Below are 3,641 nucleotides of genomic sequence, written 5' to 3'. Positions count from 1 at the left end.
CCGTGAAATCGCTTGGCGATGAGGCGGTTAAGGCCTATGAGTTACAATTCGACAAAGTTGCTTTGACAGACTTGGAAGTGCCGCCGGAAGACCGGGCACGGGGTGCAAAACAGGTGCCCGAACCTCTCAAACGCGCACTTTTGATTGCGGCAAGTAACATTCTAAAATTTCACGGCGCACAACGACAAGACACTTTACCCTGTGTGGAAACGGCAGAGGGGGTGGTTTGTTGGCAAAAGGCGGTACCCATTGAAAAAGTGGGGTTGTATGTGCCCGGAGGCACTGCACCGCTGTTTACTACCGTGCTGATGTTGGGCATTCCTGCCGCGATTGCCGGTTGCAAGGAGGTTATCCTTTGCACGCCGCCCGATGCGGAGGGGAATATTCACCCCGCCATTCTTTTCGCCGCTGAGTTGGCGCGCGTCAGTCGTATTTTCAAAATTGGTGGCAGTCAGGCGATTGCGGCGATGGCGTATGGCACAGAATCCGTTCCCAAAGTCTATAAGATTTTCGGACCGGGCAATCAGTATGTGACGGCAGCCAAACAGTTGGTCAGCCTGTCCGATGTGGCGATAGATATGCCTGCCGGACCGTCTGAGGTGGAAGTGGTGGCTGATGATTCGGCTAATCCGACGTTTGTGGCGGCAGATTTATTGTCGCAAGCCGAGCATGGAGCCGACAGTCAGGTGCTGCTGGTTACTACATCTGAAAAGTTGGCAAAAGCCGTAGAATCAGAAATTGAGAAGCAAATAGTTAAAGTGCCGCGTGCAGAATTGGCACGCAAGGCGCTGAAAAACAGTCGAATAATAGTCTTGTCAACCGCAGACGAGATTGTTGAACTGACCAACCTCTACGCACCCGAACATCTGATTTTGGAAACAGCCAATTACAAGACTATTGCCGAGCGCATCACTAACGCAGGGTCGGTGTTCATGGGGCACTACACACCCGAAAGTGCCGGCGATTATGCCACCGGCACCAACCACACGCTACCGACGAATGGTCACGCACGTGCTTACAGCGGTGTAAACCTTGACAGTTTCCTCAAAAAAATCACCTTCCAGGAAATTTCGCAAGAAGGCATCCGAGAATTAGGCACCACCATAGAAGTGCTCGCGGAAACGGAGCAGCTCATGGCACATAAAAATGCGGTGACGGTGCGGCTGTGAGAGAATCTTAAAACAGATTATCTTCATTGAAATCTGCCAATTCGTCCTCGTTGTAGCCTTCTTCGTCGTCGAGGTCTAAATCGTCAGCAAGCAAATCATGTGCTGCTGACGGTGAGGCGGCGATTTTTGCCAAATCCAACGTTTCTGCACCGGAGTTTTGTGCGGGCGGTTTGCCTTCGGATTTTGTTACTTGGGGCTTGTCCTGACTTTTGCCGGGGATGATTTCTTTCAATTCCATGAAAAAGCAACGGTCGGTGAGCGGTTCAAAGACGTAGAGCAATTTTTGCCCTTTCTCGTCCAGAAGTTCGCTCAATAGGGTACTTTCCATGACGTAACTGTCTTCTGAGGCATCCGAGTCCATGTCGATAAGGGTGATTTCGCCCAACTTTTCCCAGTCGTCATTGCAAATAAAAAAGGAGGTGATTTGGCTTTCATCGTATTTCACAGCCTCCAAAATAGCTGCGTGCAAAGCCAAAAACGTGGCATCCGAGTCAATCGTAATGTCGCGCCGAAAATTATCGACCTCGTCTGAAACTAAAATAAATCTGTAAACCATTTTTTTTTGAGTTATGAGTTATTTTTTTTCTGGTGCAAACTTTTATTTCAGCAAATTTTTTAAGCTTTGCGGCAGATAAAAAGTGTTGTTTACATCCACATACACTATTACGCTGGATAGTTTTATTTCCTTGCCGTTGTGCTTGATTAGATTGCTGCCTTGTTGGATTTCTTCCTTGTTTTTTTTGTTTTTCACTGTCAGCAATTTTGTTTTTTCGTTGCCCGTGATGGTGCAATTTAGTCCGGCAAATACTTCGGTGTGTTTTGCAAAGTGCTCTGCTGTAAGCGTTTCCAAGTCGTAGAGTCCCATGGCTTCGCGCATGTAGTGGTTGAGTTCTACATTGGTGTGGTGCCCGCGCATTGCGATGTTGGAGCCGCGTGGGTCGTAGATGCCCAGAAAAACCTCCTCGCCGGTGTGTCCGAAGGTTGTGAAGCCGAAGCAGAGTTTGCTGTTGAAAATTTTGCGCAGTTCGCCGAATAATTTCTTGTCGTCGTCGCGGGCTTCTTTTATTGTGCTGAGTTCTGTGTCGGCGAGTTCAAAGCCGGTCAGTTCCTGCACCACGTCCTTTATTTTGTTGGGTTCTGTGGCTTTCACACGTGTCGTCAAACCTTCGTAGGTGACTTTGAAGCGGGCTACCGGACCGAATAAATCGCTTTTCGACATACTGGAATAGCCTCTGCAGTGCGATGCGCCTATGCTGAAGCCGCTGTTGCCGTGGTCGGGTACAATCACCACCAGCGTGTTGCCGTCCCGCTTTGCCCAGTCCAGCGCCACGCCGCAAGCACGGTCGAATGCCAACATTTCGGTCATGATGCCGATGGGGTCGTTGTTGTGCGCTGCCCAATCCACTTTGCTGCCTTCTACCATCAGGAAAAATCCGTTGTCGTTTTTCGCCAATTTTTCGATGGCTTTGGCGGTCATTTCTGCCATTGATGGGTATTTGGAGTGGTCGCGGTCGAGTTCATACGGTAAATCCTTGTCATTAAACAGTGCCCACATTTTGTTGCCTTTGTAGTTGTTGTAGCCTTCCAAATCGTTCAAAAACAGTCCGTAATTTTCTTTTTTCAAATACGCCTGCAATTCCGGTTTGAGAATGGAAACACCGCCGCCAATCACCACATCAATGTCGTTGTGGACAACTTGGGGAGCAATCCAGTCGTAATTGCCGCGCTTGTAGCTGTGTGCCGAACAATCCGCCGGCGTGGCGTGCGTAAATTCACAGGTGACAACCAAGCCGGTTGATTTTTGCTGCACAATGCGCGCCGCTTCCAGCAACGTCATCAGCGGCTGATAGGCTTTGGAAGCATCCATCGGGATGATGTCAGCCTCCGGCATCGCCACCGGATAGGTCGAAACATAACCGGCACGACTGGGATAGCCCGTCATGTAGCAGGAAGTGGTGGGCGCAGAATCACCAATAGGGGCATCCGAACTGTACGTCAGCACCGTCCCCGCAAGGTAGGGGTCGATATTCAAATGCGTAAGTTCAGGCTGATTGTAGCGTTGCAACCAGCGGGCGGCAGAAACAGCAGACAGCGAAGTGCCGTCAGGAATCATCAGAATGACGTTTTTGACTTGCGGCACCTGAGCAAACAGGCTGCACGAAATCAATAATAGTGCGAATAACAAACTTTGTTTTCTAATTTTTTTCATTGTTGTATCATTTTAAATTACGGCCGCAAAGGTATGAAATTATTTTTGAAACAACAAAATCTACGGAAGCAAGCTAAATCTCCGAAACTTTTATAAATAAAAAAAATACACTACCTTTGCAGCATAAAAATTATAAATTTCAAATAAAATTGTATGAACAAAAGAATATGTATAGGAGATACGAGGCACTCAAACGCCTTCGCCCGTTAGTCGAATCCACTAATATGTTGGCTTGTGGCGAAGATTTGGGGATGATACCGGCT

General features: G+C 48.4%; 3 protein-coding genes. 1 reads left to right on the top strand and 2 read right to left on the bottom strand.

Going from position 1 to position 3,641, the window contains the following annotated elements:
* A partial coding sequence (gene hisD / locus ASC50_RS05735; protein WP_082592112.1) for a histidinol dehydrogenase occupies positions 1 to 1,169 on the top strand: 1,169 nt, incomplete at its 5' end.
* Positions 1,170 to 1,176: 7 nt separating this feature from the next.
* On the opposite strand, the gene ASC50_RS05730 is transcribed toward hisD, so the two are convergent.
* Positions 1,177 to 1,725: an IS1096 element passenger TnpR family protein gene (locus ASC50_RS05730; protein ID WP_055432981.1), complete on the bottom strand. Its 549-nt coding sequence runs from the start codon at positions 1,723 to 1,725 to the stop codon at positions 1,177 to 1,179.
* A gap of 42 nt (positions 1,726 to 1,767) precedes the next feature.
* Positions 1,768 to 3,378 (bottom strand): alkaline phosphatase, encoded by a 1,611-nt coding sequence (locus ASC50_RS05725; protein WP_056928801.1) that lies wholly within the window; start codon positions 3,376 to 3,378, stop codon positions 1,768 to 1,770.
* Positions 3,379 to 3,641: the final 263 nt, after the last annotated feature.

The organism is Candidatus Symbiothrix dinenymphae, from assembly GCF_001431085.1.
Note: the sequence above shows the minus strand (reverse complement) of the source record. Positions and strands in the feature narration are given on the sequence as shown.

Excerpts from the sequence above, each read along its gene's own strand:
- ASC50_RS05730 (WP_055432981.1), bottom strand. The coding sequence starts at position 1,725 with ATGGTTTACAGATTTATTTTAGTTTCAGACGAGGTCGATAATTTTCGG.
- ASC50_RS05725 (WP_056928801.1), bottom strand. The coding sequence starts at position 3,378 with ATGAAAAAAATTAGAAAACAAAGTTTGTTATTCGCACTATTATTGATT.